The sequence below is a fragment of the Planctomycetota bacterium genome, from assembly GCA_026387035.1.
GTDB lineage: Bacteria > Planctomycetota > Phycisphaerae > FEN-1346 > FEN-1346 > JAPLMM01.
The window spans coordinates 1-15257 of record JAPLMM010000179.1 but is presented as its reverse complement, the minus strand read 5'-3'; the positions used below and the strand labels follow the sequence as shown (position 1 = coordinate 15257).

Here is a 15257-nt window from a genome sequence, read left to right as displayed (position 1 = left end):
CTGGAGCGTCTCGACCGGATAGAGTCGGGCAATGGGGACGCCGACGATGGTTCTCGGACAGACGGCTAGCGCGACCCGGGGCACGGCGGAAAGCGCCGGCCAATCTCCCGCCCGGCAGGCGACCTGCGTGGGCGAGGTCCCCGCGTTTCTGCGGACGCTGGGCGCCGAGTTGCTCCTTTTCGGCGGCAAAGGAGGCGTGGGAAAGACCACCTGTGCCGCCGCCACCGCCTTGTATCTGGCCACCCATTTTCCGGACGGCACTTTCCTGATCGTCTCAATCGATCCGGCCCACTCGCTCCAGGATTGTTTCGCCCACAGTCCGCTGCCTGCCAACCTGAAGTTGCTCGAGATCGATTCCCAAGAGTGTCTGAGGAAGTTTAAGGAGGCCCACTCGCGGCACCTTCGGCAGATCGCTTTGCACGGCACACTTCTTGACGATGACGACGTGGCGCGGCTCCTGGACTTGTCCGTCCCTGGGCTTGACGAGGTGATGGCGTTCGATGAGGTTTCGCTTCTGCTGAAGGCCCGGACGTACGATTGCATTGTCGTTGACACGGCCCCTACGGGACACACCCTTCGCTTCCTCGAACTTCCGGAGATGCTGCACGAGTGGTTCGCCGCGATCGACGCCATGTTGGCGAAGCATCATTACTTGGCCAAACTGTACCGCGCATCCGATGACAAGGACGAGACCGACCTGTTTCTGGAACGACTGCGGCAGCCGATCGAACACTTGGCGTCGCTCCTGGGGGATCAGACGCGATGTCTTTTTGTGCCGGTCATGCTTGCCGAACCGGCGAGTCTGGACGAGACGAGGCGGCTGGTAGATCGGCTTGAGCGGATGCGGGTGCCCGTCCGGGATATTCTCGTCAACCGCCTCTATCCGCCGGTCGGTGATTGCCCGACTTGCCAGGATATCTGCTGCCAGCAATTTTCGGTGCTGGAGAGACTCGGGCCGAAGTTCCAGAAGTACGCGCTCTGGGAGGTCCCGATCCAACGGGAGGAGGTCCGAGGCGCCGAACATCTCCTCCAACTATGGACCGGGGTTCATCGGCTCGCCGGTCGCGCCCAGCCGGCGCCGACGACATCGCCCGCGCCTCGCGTGGACCACCCGCCAAGGCTGCCGGGGCCCGGAGTGTCTCTCGTACTGTTCTCAGGCAAAGGGGGCGTCGGCAAGACGACGCTCGCCAGCGCCACGGCGTTCCGCCTGGCCGAGGCGTATCCCGACAGGGACGTTTTTCTGGTCTCGACGGACCCGGCTCATTCGCTTTCGGACTGTCTCGCAGTGCCCATCGGACCCGAAGGAACCCGCGTGCGGGGGCGCCTGACCGCCCTGGAGATAGACGCCGAAGCGGAGTTCCAGGAACTCAGAGGCCGGTATGCCGACGAAGTGGCAGAGTTCTTCGACCGGCTCCTCTCGGGGCGCGAGATGGTCGATCTGGAATTCGAGCGAGAGGCCATGGAGCACTTTCTCGATCTCTCGCCGCCCGGTTTGGACGAACTGATGGCCGTCGCGCGGGTCGTCTCGCTCCTGGGGACCGCGAACAATCGAATCGTGGTCCTCGACACCGCCCCAACCGGGCACCTGGTGCGACTGCTGGAACTGCCCGGACTGATCCAGGACTGGCTCAAGGTGATGATCGGCCTGTTGTTGAAATACAAGGACCTGTGCTGGCTCCCCGCCACCTCGGACTATTTGACCGCCATGTCGAGGAAGGTCAGGTTTCTGCGATCCGTGTTGGAAGACCCGGCGAAAGGACGCCTTTATGCCGTGAGCGCCTTGACGCAGATGACTCTGGAAGAGACGCGGGACCTGTTCCAGGCGTGCCGCCGGCTGGGAATCCACGTGCCGGTCCTGTTCCTTAACCAGGTTACACCCGACAACCGATGTCCGCTGTGCCAAAGCCAGTTTCGGGCGGAATCCGGCGTCCGCCGGGAGTTTGAGAAAATCTTCAAGGATGTACACCAGTGCCTGGTATATCACTGCGGCGAACTGCGAGGATGCGACCGGCTGGCCGAACTCGGCCGCACGCTGTATCGAACCTAGGGCCCTTTCTTGGTGGAGGCGAGTACCATGGATACCGGCACCCCAGGCGGCGCGGAAAGCCGCGCGACAGCCGTAGAAGACGCGAACCACAGTCCGGCTCGGGCCACGATCACGGCCCAAAGGCCGCGGACTGTAATCATGTCGGCCGGCCCATCGCGGACGCCGGCGGGAGTGCTCGCGCACCTTCTGAAGATGGCCGATGGCTACCTCGCCGCGCACGCGGTGCGCCAAGCCGTGGCAATCTATTTCGAGGTCCTTGAGGAGCACAGGGGCACGCAAGAGGCCGGCCGAGCGCACGAACGCCTCCTGGAGATCGCCGATGACTATGAAAAGGCCGGTGAGTTTCACCAGGCCCGAAGCATCTACGAGCGGATGTTGTGAGATGAGCACGACCGCAGCATCCGGGCAGCCGGCCCTCCGCGATGAGCAGCACGTTTCCTTGTGCGAGACCTTGGACCGTGTCCTCAACAAGGGGGTTGTCGTCGTGGGGGAGGTGGTGATTTCGGTGGCGGACATTGACTTGATCTACCTGGGCCTCCAACTCGTGTTGACGTCCGTGGAAACCGCCAATCAGGGGTCGGGTCCCCGGGGTACGCCTCGGTGTCGGCTAGAGGGAGCGTAAAACGTGATCGCTCACGAAATGCCGAAAATGGAGTCGCAGGCCCTGGGCGACTTCGCGCAGGTCATGGCGCCGGACCGATCCGTGAGTCCCCCGCGCATCACCCTCAAAGAACATGACGTCGAGAATGGCCTGGGCAAACTCGTCCTCACGCTCGTCGAGTTGCTCCGCGAACTGCTGGAACGCCAGGCGATACGACGCATCGAGGCCGGGTCGCTGACCGACGAGGAAATCGAGCGGCTCGGCAGCACCTTCCTGCGCCTGTCGGAACAGGTGGAAAAACTCAAGAAACACTTCGGCCTGGCAGACGCCGACCTGAACATCGACCTCGGTCCCCTGGGCAGGCTCTTGTGAAAGGAGGCCGTAGTGATCTCCGAGGCGCGAGTCATGCCGCATGCGGTCGAGAGCGCCACGCTCGCGGATGTCCTCGAACGCGTCCTCGACAAAGGGGTCGTCATTGCCGGGGACATCAAGATCAAACTCGTTGACATCGAACTTCTCACGATCCAGATTCGCCTGCTGATCGCCTCCGTGGACAAGGCCAAGGAAATGGGAATCGATTGGTGGGAGCATGACTCCAACCTGGCTTCCAAGGCCCAGGGCGAAAAACTCGAAGAAGAAAACAGGCGGCTAAGAGAAAGGCTGGCTGGCGTCGAAGCGAACACATCGACGGAACCCGCGGAGCAAACACCCTGTCAGCACGGATGCCCGGGGGATCCCGCCGGCAGCCCTTCTGGCGGAGGCCAACCGCCGCGACATAACCCAACGGGTTCCCGTGGTCCAAGCCGTTCGGCCGATCCGCGGCCTGCGAGGACACCCCCGCCGCCGGTCCGACAAGGTCCAGCCAGACCGGGCCCATGACTCCGGCCTCCACCGCCGCCGTATAGAAGGCAGGAAGGGGATGGACATGACTGGTTCTTCTCTCAGGCCGTGGGGTGGTGTGCGTCTCCACCAGTTCACCCTAGGCGCTATTTGTGTTGTCGGCTACGTCCTGGGTTGGAGGTCGCCGGTCTGGGCGGCCCTTGCCCTGTCCGTGGGAGCCATCGCGTCCTTCCGCTTGGCGGTGGTCGCCCAGTTATGGCGGCTGATCCGGCGCGGAAGTGCCGCTTCGCCTGCTACCTGGTTCCATCACGGCGTGCACCGATTCGAGGAAACCGCGCGGGTGGTGCTCCTGGGGGCAGGTCTGGCGTTCCTGGAAAGCCGACATCAGACGGTGGGCTGGCTTCTCATCCTGTCCGCATCGGCTATCGCCATTCTGGCCGGCACCACGGGCTTTTCCTTCATGACGATTGCGTATGCCGCGCTCAGGGCAACACTCGGCGGCCCCCGGAAAGGAAAAGACGAGGACTTGCCCCAGGGGAACGCCAGGTGTGCAATATGCCGCTCTTTGGGAGCCGCCCCCTACCCCCGATGCATGTGGTGTAATCTGCAAAGCATCCGGTCGTGTTGCGGCCTACAGACTTCGTTCCTGCTGGTGCTTCTGTTGGTGATCGCCTTCCTACTGATGGCAACCCTCGCGCCGGTCGTGACGAAGATCCTCGTGGTCCTAAGCATCGTCGGCGTGGTGGCGCTGGCCTTGGCGACCACCCGCCAGACCGACGAACTTGTCGGAAGCCTGGATTCACTTGCCCAGGAATATCAACGCGCCGAACAACGCTATGAGTTTCTCCAGGGCTTGGCGTCCTGCCACTCCGCCGAGGAAGCCGCGGACCTGACGGCCGGATTTCTGGAATCGACCTTGGGCACGCGGCGCGTAAGTGTCATGCTCGCGGACGACGAAAACGTCCTGCGGATTGCCGCCTCGCGAGGGATTCCCAAAGAGATAGCCGAGCAAGTCGCCGTGCCGGTTGGGGCGCGGCTTTGCGGGGAGGTGTTCGCCACCGGGCAGCCTGTACTTCTGCACGACATTCAGACAGAGCGGCCGCAGGATGCCCTTGGTCTGGAAGGCGCCGGAGCGGTTATCTGCTGTCCCATGGTTATGGCCCAGATGATCGCCACGGGTCGGATCATTGGTGTTATCAACGTCACCGACGCCCCCGGCGGGGAATTCTCAAACGCCGACATGACGGAACTCAAGTCTGTGGCGAAAGCGGCGGCGATTGGCCTTGCAGGCCAAATCGACCACCATGACCTTGAACAGAGCAACTATGCCTCGATTGTGAGCCTGGCGGTGGCGATGGAAGCCAAGGACCCGTACACCAACGGCCACTCGTCTCGGGTAAACCACTGGGCCACCGGGGTAGGACGCGCGATGGGTCTGGACGGGCGACGCCTTCAGATTCTCGATTACGCCGGGCGACTGCATGACATCGGCAAACTGGCCATCCCCGATGCCATTCTCAACGCAAAACGCGAACTGACCTTGCAGGAGTGGGCCGCCATCCACCAGCATCCCCAACGTGGCGTTGAGATGATTAAGCATCTGAGGTTCCTGAAGGACTCCCAACCGGCCATTCGACACCACCACGAGCATCTCGACGGATCGGGGTATCCGGACGGCTTGTCAGGGGATGAGATTCCCCTGGAAGCGAGAATCATCGCAGTCGTGGATGCTTACGACGCCATGATGAGCGCCCGGGCCTATCGGCCGGCCATGCCGCACCAAGCGGCGGCGGCGGAACTGCGGATGTACGCTGGTACGCAGTTTGACCCACAGGTCGTTGAAACGTTCCTACATCTGTTGGGCGAAGAGGTCACCAGCGCCGTCGGCGAAGAGACGCGGGCCTACGACGAATAAACGCCTGAGGGGCCTACCGCCACTTTGGGCGCACTCTGCAGATAGGGCTGCTTTCAGAGGCGAAACGGCTTGAAAACCCTGAGGAACACGTTCGGTGTGTACTTGGCCGGACCTCGCTGGCAGCGACTACAGGCCCTTGCGCTGGGGCCATTGGTAACGCAACGATCAGCAGCAGAAAGCGTAGCAGGGGCACAAGTCGAGGCAGGGCGATGAACATCCTGATGCTCGGCTGGGAGTTCCCGCCCTATAGGAGTGGAGGTCTGGGCACAGCGTGTCACGGCCTGACTAAGGGACTCAGCCAATTGGGTGCACAGGAGACATTCGTTCTTCCACGTCCGGTGCCTTCGACGGTGGCAACGCCCGTGCGCCTGGTAAGCGGGCCGAGCGGCTTGAGAGGAGAACTCCTGTCGAGAGGCTTGAGATGAGAACACCTGTCAAAAGAGTGCCGCCGCCAAGCCAAAGAAAACAAGAACCCTAAGATGCGTGACGTACAGACATCCTTTCCGCTGTGCTGGGCCGGGTGCGCCGTGAAAAGGTGCGTTGTTCCAGCGGGCGCAAGTCCCGCCCTGTCAATGGTCGCTCCGGCCGGTGTGGGAGCGAGGAGCGTTGACCACCGCCCCGAAGTTCCGTAAATGCTTGCGCCCATCCAGTTCCGCATCTGTGACATCGCTTTTTCGCCCACCGGATGAGCCTCGCAGTGAGACGGGCGAAGCGAGTTTCTACTTCCGGGCGAGCCCGCGGTTCGAGGACGGGCACGGGCACTACGTCTGCGTCCTGCTCTGCGGCGACGGCCATCTCTACACGGGCTATTCGTCAAACCTCCGAGAGCGGGTGCGGCAGCACGAACGTGGAGAGGTTTTCTCCACCAAGAGCCGTCGGCCCGTAAGACTCATTTTGGCTTCACGCAGGCGGAGATCGACGAGGCTGTTTGGATGGCGATTGCATTCGGCGGCGCGCCGGTTATGATGTTTTACCAGGAAGTCATGAAGGCCTGAGGCGGAGGTGACAGGCGCCCGGTGGCGCTCCTGGTCTTCAAAACCAGCGTGGGGTTCGAAAGAGCCCTGGGTGGGTTCGACTCCCATTCGCCTCCGCCAGTTTTTCCCGCGGGGGCCCGCGGCGGCAAAAGGCTTCTCCGAGAACCGAGGCGAGGCGCGAATGGCACAGCCCGGCGAGGCGCGAGTCCGGCAATGTTTCCGAGGCCGCGCGGCGAGGATCGTCCTGGCGGAGATTCTCGTCGCCGCAGGCGCCGCCCTTGTGATCTACGGCGTCGCGGTGCACAGCCGGACGGTTCTCCTCAAGCAGGCCGAACCGCCCGCCGCCGCCGAGGGCTCGCGGACGATCGACGAACCCGAGCCCGCCCTCATCCGCGAAATCACGGTCGGCGGCCTCCGGCGAAATCCCTCGGGCAAACTCGAACGAACCTACGGCGAAGGCGAAACGCCTTCTCTGTGCCCTACCTGAATCAAGTGAAGGCGGGCCATGGCGGCCATGGCCGAACCCAGAATCCGACCCAAACCGTCGCGCTTCGTCCGCGGCCGACTCCTGATCCAGGCGGCCTTCCTCCTCGTCTGGCTCGACCCGCTTGCGCTGCGCCTGCACACCGTCTGCGGTTCCGTGTACCACTGCTACGCGTGTCCGCTGGCGCTCTTCGCGTGCCCGGTGGGCGTCCTGGCCAACTTCAGCGCGCTTCACGTCGTCCCCTTCATTGCCATCGGGACGCTGCTCGTTGTCGGCGGGGTGGTCGGCGGCTTCGTGTGCGGCTGGGCGTGCCCGTTCGGGTTCCTCCAGGACCTGGTCGCGAAGGTTCCTGTGCCGAAGGTCCGATTGCCCTCGTGGACCGGATACCTCCGGTACGCCGTCCTCGCGGGCCTGGTGATTGCGGTTCCGTACTTTTTCGGCGAGGCGCATCCGCTCTTCATTTGCCGGGTCTGCCCCGCCGGGGCGGTCGAGGCGGGTGTCCCGAACCTGGTGCGCGAGGCGGCGGCGGGCGGGTCGGCCGCCGGCATGAGCGCGCTGAAGTGGACAATCCTGGTTCTGTTCGCCGTGGCGATGTTCGTCAAGTTCCGGCCCTGGTGCTCGCTCTTCTGCCCGCTGGGGGCGATCTTCGGCGTGTTCAACCGCTTCTCGGCGGTGTTCCTCCGCGCGAACCCGAAGAAATGCGTCCAGTGCGGCGCGTGCCGAAAAATGTGTCCCGTGAACCTCGCCCCCGAAAGGCAACTCGCGGACCCGCTCTGCATCCGGTGCATGGAATGCACGCGGTGCGAGGCGATTGAGGTGAAGACGGCCTTCAGCCGAACCGAGCGCGCCGACCCGGCCCCGGCCGAGTAGCCTCGGGTGCGGTCCGGCCGACTTGCCGCGCGGAGGCCCGCGCGAACGTGCATTATAGGAGCCGACCATGACGTCGCCCGCCAAACAGGACCTCCTGCGGAAACTGCCCTCGGTGGACAAACTGCTCGCTTCGTCGGACGCCGCGGACTGGCTCCAGCGCCATCCGCGCACGCTCGTCGTTCGGTGTCTCCGCGACGCGCTGGAGGAACTGCGCTGGCACATTGCGAACGATACGGGCGGACGCTGCGGCGCCCGGCACGTCACCGAGGAATATGTCCTCTCGGAAGCGCTTCGGCGCCTGGAGGCGCGCACCCGGCCGCACCTGCGCGGCGCGATCAACGCGACGGGCATCCTCCTGCACACGGGCCTCGGCCGGAGCGTCTGGCCCGAGTGCGTCGTCGATTCGATGGTCGAGGAACTCAAAGGCTACGTCACTCTGGCCGTCGACCGCGAGACCGGAAAGCGCAGCGACCGCGACCGGCGCGTCGAGTATATCCTCACGGAACTCACGGGCGCCGAGGCCGCCACCGTCGTCAACAACAACGCCGCCGCGACGATGCTCGTCCTGGCGTCGCTGGCGGCCGGCCGGGAAACGATCGTCTCGCGCGGGCAGCTGATTGAGATCGGCGGCGCGTTCCGCCTGCCCGATGTCATGGTCCAGAGCGGGTCGCGCCTCGTCGAGGTCGGAACCACCAACCGCACGCACCTCGCGGATTACGCCGGCGCGATCACCGAGGCGACGGCCGTCATTCTGCGCGTCCACCCCTCGAACTTCCGCGTCGTGGGGTTCACCAGCGAGGTGCCGCTCGAGGACTTGGCGGCGTTGGCGCACGCGCGCGGCCTCGTATTGTTCGACGACCTCGGGGCCGGGGCCCTCGTGGACCTTGCGAGGTTCGGCCTGCCGCACGAGCCGACGATCCAGGAATCCATCGCTGCCGGCGCCGACGTCGTTATCGCGAGCACCGACAAACTCATCGGCGCGGGCCAGGGCGGCCTCATCCTCGGCCGCGCGAGCCTCATCGAACGCATCCGCCAGCACCCGCTCGCCCGCGCGTTCCGGGTTGATAAGGCGTGCCTGATGGCGCTGGAGCGGACGCTGCACCTCTTCCGCGACCCGGACTGCCTCGCGCGCGAGCATCCGCTGTACCGGATGTTGGCGACGCCGGTGGAGGCGCTCGAGGCGCGTGCCCGCGCGCTGGCCGGCGCGGTGGCACGGTCGGCCCCCGCCGCGCGGACGGAGGTTCTGGAGGGCGTCGGGTACCTGGGGAGCGGGTCGCTTCCGACGGAGCAACTGCCGACGCGCCTCGTCGCCGTCGCGGTCGAGGGACTCGCGGCCGAGGAACTCGCGCGGCGTCTGCGCACGGACGACGCCGCCGTCTTTGCGCGGATCGAGAACGACCGCGTCGTCCTGGACGTGCGGACGATTCGGGAGAATGAATTGCCTGCCGTCGCCGACGCCGTAGGACGTGCCGCCCAATGACTTCCGCGCGAAAGAACATCATGCTCGGCACCGCCGGACACGTGGACCACGGCAAGACGGCGCTCGTGAAACTCCTGACGGGCTGCGACACGGACCGCCTCGCCGCCGAGAAAGAGCGCGGCCTGACGATTGAACTCGGGTTCGCCCCCTGCCGGATGCGCGACGAGCGGATCGTCGGCATCGTGGACGTTCCCGGCCACGTGGACTTCATCCGCAACATGGTCGCGGGGGCGCACGGCATCGACGTCGTGATTCTGGTCGTTGCGGCGGACGACGGCGTCATGCCGCAGACGCGCGAGCACCTCGACATTCTGACCCTGATGGGCATCCGGCGGGGGATCGTCGCGCTGACGAAGATCGACCTCGTGGACGCGGACCTGCGGCGGATCGTCGAAGAGGACGTCCGCGCGTTTGTCCGGGGCACGTTTCTCGAACGCGCTCCGATTTGCGGCATCTCGAACGTCACCGGCGAGGGGTTCGAGGGTTTTTTCGCCGCCCTCGACCAGGCGGTCGCCGCCTGCGAGCCGCACCAGAGCACGGGCCTCTTTCGCCTCTGGATCGAGCGGGCGTTCGCCATCCGCGGTTTCGGCACCGTCGTCTCCGGCGTGCCGACGAGCGGGGAGGTGCATCTGGAGGACCGCCTGATGATCCTCCCCGGCGGCCTGGAGGCCAGAGTCCGGCGCCTCGAGGTGTACGGTGAGGAAACCGACCTGGCGCGCGCCGGCGAATGCGTGGCCGTCAACCTCGCCGGCGTCGAAACCGAGATTATCGAGACCGGCATGGTCGCCTGCGCGGGCGACGCCTTTGAGCCCGTCACCGTCGTCGAGGCCGACCTCGGCATCCTCCCCCATGTCCCCCACCCGCTGAAGGATTACCTGGAGGTGCATCTGCACATCGGGACCGCCCGCGCGACCGCCCGCGTCGCCATCCTCGACGATAAGACCGTCCCGCCGGGCGAGCGGCGAATGGTTCAGTTGCGTCTCGACCGGCCGCTGGCCGTCGCCCCCGGCGACCGCTTCGTCGTCCGGGCCGGCATGGCGGGCCTCGCCGACGGCCGCATCACGACCCTCGGCGGCGGGCGCGTCCTCGGCACGAGCAACCGCCGGACCCGCCGAAACCGCCCCGACGTTCTCCAGGCCCTCGCCGACCGGCGCGACGCCCTCGACGACCCCGCCGCCTGGTGCGCCCTTCATCTCAAGGAATCCGGCGAAGCGCTCGACCTGGCCGCGCTGGCGCGCCGGGCGCTCGCGCCCCTGGAGGAGGTCCGGCGGACGGTCGAGCGCCTCCGCGAGGAGGGAACCGTCGTCGGCGCAGGCGGCGCCCTGTTCGTTCATCGCGACGTCGTGGATGCCGCCGCGGGCCGGCTGCGCGAGGCGCTCGAGGCGTTCCATTCGGCCAATCCGCGCCGGGCGGGCGCCGCCCCCGCCGACCTTCTGCAAGAGGTCGGCGTCGCGCCGGCCGTTTTTGACCTGGCGCTCGAGCGGCTGGTCGCGGAAGGAGCGGCGGTCCGCGCGGGCGAGGTGGTGGCGTTGGCCGGGCGCGGCCCGTGCCTTTCGCCCCAGGACGAGGCCCTTTCCGGCCGCGTCGAATTGGTTCTTCGGGAGGGGGGCCTTGCGCCTCCCGGTCCGGCGGAGATTGCCGAGGCGCTGGGGGCGCCGCCGGAGCGCGTCGCGGCGATGATTCGCCTGCTGGCCGACGAGGGTCGCGTCGTCCAACTCAATGACAAGGTGGTTATGCACCGCGAGGCGGTCGAATCGGCCCGGCGGGCGGTGCTCGGCCTCTTCGCCAGGAAGGCTGGTTTCGAGACGACGGAGTTTCGCGACGCGCTCGGCGTCAGCCGAAAGTTCGCCGTCCCCTTGCTCGACTATTTCGACACGGTCCGCCTGACGGTGCGGACGGGGAGCCGGCGTACGCCCGGCGCCGAGGCCCGGCAGGCGCTTGAAGGAAAACAGAAAGGCAGTTGATTGCCCCGGGCAGCGGGGTATCATAGCAGACCGTACAAGACAAATAGGAGCAGATCATGAACGTGCACAGGAAGGGCTTCACGAGGCGGCGGTTCCTGAAAGGCGCCGCGGCGGCCGTGGCCGCACCGTACGTGTTAACCTCGACGGCGCTGGGGGGCGAAGGCGTCCCGCCGGCAAGCGAGCGGGTCACCATCGGCCTGATCGGCTGCGGCGGGCAAGGCAGCGGGGTGTTTCGCGGGCTGATCGGGGCCGGCGGCCAGCCCATCGCCTTCGCCGATCCCTGGGTGGATCGCCGCGAAAAGTGGGCCCAGCAGACCGGCGGCACGGCCTACGCCGATTTCCGCGAGCTGCTTAAACGGGACGATCTCGATGCCGTCTGTATCGCCACCACCGATTGCTGGCACGTTCACCACACCGTGGCCGCGGCTAAGGCCGGAAAGGACATATACACCGAGAAGCCGCTGGGCGTGTCGATCCGCGAGGACCAGATTTGCCGCGAGGCGGTCCGCCGTTACGGCCGTATGTTCCAGTACGGGACGCAGCAGCGCTCCAGCGCTCATTGCCGCTACGGCTGCGAGCTGGTTCGCAGCGGCTACGTCGGGGAAGTCCGGGAGATCACGGTCTACGCCCCCGACAGCGCCGAAGGCGGGTCGAACACACCGCTACCGGTGCCCGAGGGACTGGACTACGACATGTGGCTCGGCCCGGCGCCCTGGAAACCCTACTGCGGGCAGGCCACCGGAGGGAATGCTTGGTGGCACGATTATGACTACGCCCTGGGATGGATCGCCGGCTGGGGCGCCCATCCGCTGGACATCCTCGTCTGGGGCTACGACACCCACAAGACCGGCCCCTGGGAGGTTGAAGGCACGGCCCACATTCCCACCACTAATCGCAACAACGTCGTGATGAAGTGGGACGTCGACATCCGTATGGCCAACGGCGTGAAGATGAAGTTCAGGCCGGGCGGCGACTACACCGAGTTCAAGGGCACCGAAGGTTGGATCGGCATCTCTCGCGGCGGCATCAAGGCCGACCCGCCGTCGCTGTTGAAAATCAATCTCAAACCCGACGACGTGCACCTCGTCGAGAGCCGCCGTCACGGCGGGAATTTCATCGAGTCGGTCAAAACCCGCAAGGATCCGGTCAGCCACATCGAAGACGCGGTGCGGTCGGACATTTTCAGCCACGTTTCCGACATCGCGATCCGCGAAGGGCGAAAAATCGTCTGGGACCCTGAAAAAGAGAAAATCATCGGCGACGAAGCGGCCTCACGTCGTTTGTCCCGCGCCTGGCGCGAGCCGTGGCGAATCTGAGGGATTGGCGGCTTCCAGAAGCCAGGATCGGCGGAACGCCGCTCACGGTTCGGCGGGCGTCTTGACGCGGCGATAGGTGTATCGCCCGTCCGGCGTGACGTAGTTGAAGACCTGCCGGAGGCGCCCGGTTTCGCTTCGGACTTCGAACGGTTCGCGCACGAGGTGCGTTTCGCGCACGTCCTGGAACGCGAGGAGCCGGCGCGGGTCTTTCCGGTCGCCCGTCGCTTCCATAAGGAGCACTACGCTCACCAGGCCGCCCTCTTCCTGCCTGGCGGCACTCACCCGGATTTCGCGCAGGGCCGCGCTCGCCAGCGGCAGCGTGAGCGCCCGCACCAATCCCCAGCCGAGGCCCTCGAAGCGGACCTCCGTCGCCCCGGCGGCCGCCTGGCCCGCGGGGTCTTTGCCCGGCTCGAAGAGGACGGCCAGTTCGTCCCCGCCGCCCGGTTTTGGCGCGATGAGGATGCGGCTTGAGCCGCGGAACACCAGCGCCGGCTGCATGATGAATTGGTCGGCGATCCGCACCTCGCGCCCGGGGGCCACGTTCAGCGTCAACTGGACGAGCGGTTCCTCGCCGGCGCGGCGGAACTCGACAACCAGCGATTCCATCCGGTCCCATTGCAGGACGACCATCTCCATGACCCGCAGCATCCGCGGCGCCCAGGCGAACACCCTGTGCGCGACGGACGCAAGGCCCTGGCTCGGCGGCGCCGGCGGCGCCTCGCGAAGGTGGGTGAGCAAGGTCTCGGGAAGCGCCTTTCGCAAACTGTCAGGGTCGTCCGCCTCGCGCATTGCGCTCGCCACCGCGTCGCGCAAGTCCGGCGGGTCCAGTTTTCCCGCCGCCGCGAACGCCAGCCGCAGCACCATCTGGGCGAGCGCTTCGCGCAGCCGGCCCACGTCCTGGGGGTTCATGCCGGCGAGCAGGAGGCCCCCCGCGCGCTCATTCAGATAGGCCATTGCGAGATTCAAGAGCGGCTCGGCCGAGAGGCCCGCCGGTTCCTCGCCTTCTTTGGCGGGGCGATCGGGGTCCTCGGCCGTCGAGAGGCGGACGATGCGCTCGGCATCGGCGATGGTCGAGGCGGTCGCCGACGCCCATTGTTCCATCGAGGGGTGCGAGTCGGGGTCCATCGCCTCGCGGAAATCCACGATTGTGCGGCGGGCGTCGGCCAGCCTCTTCGCCGCCATCGCCGCGTGTTCCGGGCTCAGGCTGAACGCCACCTCCGTCGTTCCCGCCTTCAGGCGGTCGGCCGCCCGCACGAGGCTGATCGTGGACCGGAGGAAACTCGGGTCCTGGCGGATGAGCCAGTGCGTCGGAATCGCACGGCCTTCGATCTGGAAGGACACGGGCGAGGCCTCCTGCCAGCGGACGGGGTGCAGGCTCCAGTAGCGGTCGAGTTCGCCCTCGGCGAGGGGATGGCGGGTCATGCACCCCGCCGCCCCGAGGAGCATCATCAGCGCCGCCGCTTGCCATACCGTTCGCACGGGTCGCCTTCCTCTCTTCCAGCCGGTTTCGGCGAATCCCTATTGGCCCGGCGCCTTCGCGGGCGCGTCGAGTTCGTCGGCGCGCTTTTTCAGGCGCGCCTGGAGCGAGGTCTTCGGAAAGGTTGCGCCCTCGAACACCGCCCGCTCGATCTCGCGCCAGCCGGTGACCACTTGGACGACGTCGGGCAGGGGGTCGAGCGAGTCGGCGAGTAGCCGGAGGCCGGCGGCTCCCGCGGTTTCGTCCGGCTGGACGATCAGCATCGCCCGCAGGCCGTTCTCGTGGTACGCGACGGCGTCGGAGACCTTGTCGCCGATGCCGAGGGCCTTCGCGCCCTTGAACCGTCGCCGGATGTCGCCCAGCATGGCGGACTTGAACGCCCCGCTGCCTTTGAGGAATCCACCGATGTCCGACAGAAGCAGGGGGCCCTTCGGGTACTCGTGTTCGCGGAGCCAGGCCCGCGACTTCGGTCCGAAGAGGTCCGGCCGATGCGTGAGGTAAATCGGCGTGTATTCCTTCGCCAGGCGTTTCATCACCTCGACGGAGTCGGCCATCGGCTCGGGCTTGCCCACCAGCACCTTCTGGAACCCCGACGTGACGACCGTCTTGTCGAGGTCCACGATGACGAGCGGCGTGTCGGCCCGGCGGCAGAGGACGAAGGCCTCGACCGGTTCGGGCGGCTGGTCGGGAAACCCGTTCGGCGAAAGTTCGACGCGGAAGACATAATCGCCCGCGCCCGGCGGGGTGAAGGAGACGGCGGCGACGCCGTCGCGGTCTGTCTCGGCCGCCTTGTAGAATTCCCCGCCGCGAGAGAAACGCACGACATGGCCCGGCTGGGCCCGCAGGAGGTCGCCGCCTTGGAGGTGCGCCCGCAGGAGGACTTCCTCGCCCGGCAGCGCGACCGCGTCCGAGACCGTGAAGAGGTATCCTTGTCGGCCGCCGAACAGGACGTTCTGCGCCCCGCATCCGCACGCCGACACCAGGACCGTCGCCAGCAGAAGTGCCGCCGCCGCGCGTCTCATGGCCCGCCTCCTTGAACTTCAGCGTACGGCGTGGCCGGCCGAAAATCAACGCTCGACGCCCGCCGGTTTCGGAAGGTATGATGGCCGGGAAGCACCGCCCCTCGCGACGGGGGCGGCGAGTGGAGGAATTCCCGTGTTCCGCGTCACGGTGGTTCTCGGCCTTGCTTTTCTTCTTGTTGCGGCGGCAGGTGGGTGCGCGCCGCCCGTCCTGGCGGTCCGGCACCGGTTGGCGCCGGACCTGCCGATTCCGGCAGGCGCGGCGCGCGT

14 protein-coding genes and 1 tRNA gene are annotated in these 15257 nt (G+C 66.4%); 13 read left to right on the top strand and 2 right to left on the bottom strand.

Annotated elements, in window-relative coordinates; all coding sequences use genetic code 11:
• Positions 1-127: 127 nt before the first annotated feature.
• The 13 genes from NTX40_06520 to NTX40_06460 all read left to right on the top strand — a co-directional run bounded on the left by NTX40_06520 (position 128) and on the right by NTX40_06460 (position 12491).
• Entirely contained in the window at positions 128-2047 is a 1920-nt protein-coding gene (locus NTX40_06520; GenBank protein ID MCX5648733.1) for an ArsA family ATPase, read from the top strand.
• A 138-nt stretch (positions 2048-2185) separates the two neighbouring features.
• Positions 2186-2428, top strand: coding sequence for a hypothetical protein (locus tag NTX40_06515; GenBank protein ID MCX5648732.1), 243 nt, complete (start codon positions 2186-2188; stop codon positions 2426-2428).
• Position 2429: 1 nt separating this feature from the next.
• Entirely contained in the window at positions 2430-2669 is a 240-nt protein-coding gene (locus NTX40_06510) for a gas vesicle protein (protein ID MCX5648731.1), read from the top strand.
• A gap of 63 nt (positions 2670-2732) precedes the next feature.
• On the top strand, positions 2733-3020 hold the full coding sequence (locus tag NTX40_06505; protein MCX5648730.1) for a gas vesicle protein K: 288 nt from the start codon (positions 2733-2735) through the stop codon (positions 3018-3020).
• Positions 3021-3053: 33 nt separating this feature from the next.
• A complete protein-coding gene (locus NTX40_06500; GenBank protein MCX5648729.1) occupies positions 3054-3527 on the top strand; it encodes a gas vesicle protein in 474 nt (157 codons plus the stop codon).
• A 40-nt stretch (positions 3528-3567) separates the two neighbouring features.
• The gene (locus tag NTX40_06495; GenBank protein MCX5648728.1) at positions 3568-5403 is read left to right on the top strand and encodes an HD domain-containing protein; all 1836 of its coding nucleotides are present in this window, start codon (positions 3568-3570) and stop codon (positions 5401-5403) included.
• Positions 5404-5624: 221 nt separating this feature from the next.
• The gene (locus NTX40_06490; GenBank protein MCX5648727.1) at positions 5625-5828 is read left to right on the top strand and encodes a glycogen/starch synthase; all 204 of its coding nucleotides are present in this window, start codon (positions 5625-5627) and stop codon (positions 5826-5828) included.
• Between the two features lie 573 nt (positions 5829-6401).
• A tRNA-Sec gene (locus tag NTX40_06485) sits at positions 6402-6497 on the top strand.
• Between the two features lie 61 nt (positions 6498-6558).
• A complete protein-coding gene (locus NTX40_06480) occupies positions 6559-6864 on the top strand; it encodes a hypothetical protein (protein MCX5648726.1) in 306 nt (101 codons plus the stop codon).
• Positions 6865-6891: 27 nt separating this feature from the next.
• Entirely contained in the window at positions 6892-7731 is an 840-nt protein-coding gene (locus tag NTX40_06475) for a 4Fe-4S binding protein (GenBank protein MCX5648725.1), read from the top strand.
• A gap of 67 nt (positions 7732-7798) precedes the next feature.
• Positions 7799-9211, top strand: a complete 1413-nt coding sequence (selA, locus tag NTX40_06470) for an L-seryl-tRNA(Sec) selenium transferase (protein MCX5648724.1) — start codon at positions 7799-7801, stop codon at positions 9209-9211.
• Positions 9208-11175 carry a selenocysteine-specific translation elongation factor gene (gene selB, locus NTX40_06465; GenBank protein MCX5648723.1) on the top strand — a complete coding sequence of 656 codons (1968 nt, stop codon included), beginning with the start codon at positions 9208-9210 and terminating at the stop codon, positions 11173-11175. Before selA ends, selB begins: the two co-directional genes overlap by 4 nt.
• Before the next feature lie 56 nt (positions 11176-11231).
• On the top strand, positions 11232-12491 hold the full coding sequence (locus tag NTX40_06460; protein MCX5648722.1) for a Gfo/Idh/MocA family oxidoreductase: 1260 nt from the start codon (positions 11232-11234) through the stop codon (positions 12489-12491).
• Between the two features lie 42 nt (positions 12492-12533).
• Here NTX40_06460 and NTX40_06455 read toward each other — a convergent pair whose 3' ends face one another.
• Both NTX40_06455 and NTX40_06450 read right to left on the bottom strand, forming a co-directional pair.
• Positions 12534-13970 (bottom strand): hypothetical protein, encoded by a 1437-nt coding sequence (locus NTX40_06455; GenBank protein MCX5648721.1) that lies wholly within the window; start codon positions 13968-13970, stop codon positions 12534-12536.
• Between the two features lie 39 nt (positions 13971-14009).
• Positions 14010-14990, bottom strand: coding sequence for a hypothetical protein (locus tag NTX40_06450; protein ID MCX5648720.1), 981 nt, complete (start codon positions 14988-14990; stop codon positions 14010-14012).
• Positions 14991-15257: the final 267 nt, after the last annotated feature.

What these genes read in the sequence shown, in the direction of transcription:
- NTX40_06510 (MCX5648731.1), top strand. Translation starts at nt 2,430, where the DNA reads ATGAGCACGACCGCAGCATCCGGGCAGCCGGCCCTCCGCGATGAGCAG.
- NTX40_06495 (MCX5648728.1), top strand. Translation starts at nt 3,568, where the DNA reads ATGGACATGACTGGTTCTTCTCTCAGGCCGTGGGGTGGTGTGCGTCTC.
- NTX40_06480 (MCX5648726.1), top strand. Translation starts at nt 6,559, where the DNA reads ATGGCACAGCCCGGCGAGGCGCGAGTCCGGCAATGTTTCCGAGGCCGC.
- NTX40_06450 (MCX5648720.1), bottom strand. Translation starts at nt 14,990, where the DNA reads ATGAGACGCGCGGCGGCGGCACTTCTGCTGGCGACGGTCCTGGTGTCG.
- selA (MCX5648724.1), top strand. Translation starts at nt 7,799, where the DNA reads ATGACGTCGCCCGCCAAACAGGACCTCCTGCGGAAACTGCCCTCGGTG.
- selB (MCX5648723.1), top strand. Translation starts at nt 9,208, where the DNA reads ATGACTTCCGCGCGAAAGAACATCATGCTCGGCACCGCCGGACACGTG.
- NTX40_06500 (MCX5648729.1), top strand. Translation starts at nt 3,054, where the DNA reads ATGCCGCATGCGGTCGAGAGCGCCACGCTCGCGGATGTCCTCGAACGC.
- NTX40_06515 (MCX5648732.1), top strand. Translation starts at nt 2,186, where the DNA reads ATGTCGGCCGGCCCATCGCGGACGCCGGCGGGAGTGCTCGCGCACCTT.
- NTX40_06460 (MCX5648722.1), top strand. Translation starts at nt 11,232, where the DNA reads ATGAACGTGCACAGGAAGGGCTTCACGAGGCGGCGGTTCCTGAAAGGC.
- NTX40_06505 (MCX5648730.1), top strand. Translation starts at nt 2,733, where the DNA reads ATGGCGCCGGACCGATCCGTGAGTCCCCCGCGCATCACCCTCAAAGAA.
- NTX40_06490 (MCX5648727.1), top strand. Translation starts at nt 5,625, where the DNA reads ATGCTCGGCTGGGAGTTCCCGCCCTATAGGAGTGGAGGTCTGGGCACA.
- NTX40_06475 (MCX5648725.1), top strand. Translation starts at nt 6,892, where the DNA reads ATGGCCGAACCCAGAATCCGACCCAAACCGTCGCGCTTCGTCCGCGGC.